1 pseudogene is annotated in these 381 nt (G+C 54.1%); it reads left to right on the plus strand.

Features of this window, described 5'->3' with window-relative positions:
- Positions 1–218, plus strand: a pseudogene (gene sucC, locus B2R17_RS22935) (succinate--CoA ligase subunit beta); the annotation flags it as partial.
- Positions 219–381: the final 163 nt, after the last annotated feature.

Genomic DNA, 381 nt, shown 5'->3' on the forward strand with positions numbered 1-381 from the left:
TGGTCAACATCTTCGGCGGGATCGCTCGTTGCACAACGATCGCGGGAGCACTGATCACGGCTAGCAAAGAAGTTGGGTTCAACGTTCCTTTGGTAGTGCGTTTGGAAGGAACCGAAGTCGAGGAAGGCCGCAAAATGCTGGCGGAAAGCGATGTCGACATCATCAATGCGATGGATTTGACCGACGCGGCGAAAAAGATCGTCGCGGCAACTGCGTAGTGGCGTCATCGCTGCTGTTGGCTATGAGCTGTCGGCTTCTAGCTTCTTGAATCAACCCTCCAATCACACCTCCTGCTGCTGGCCAATCGCCGGCGGCTAATCGCTAAGAGCTTTCTTCCATGAGTATTCTGGTCGACAAAAACACCAAGGTCATCTGCCAGGG

The organism is Rhodopirellula sp. UBA1907 (assembly GCF_002337565.1).
Taxonomy (GTDB): domain Bacteria; phylum Planctomycetota; class Planctomycetia; order Pirellulales; family Pirellulaceae; genus Rhodopirellula; species Rhodopirellula europaea.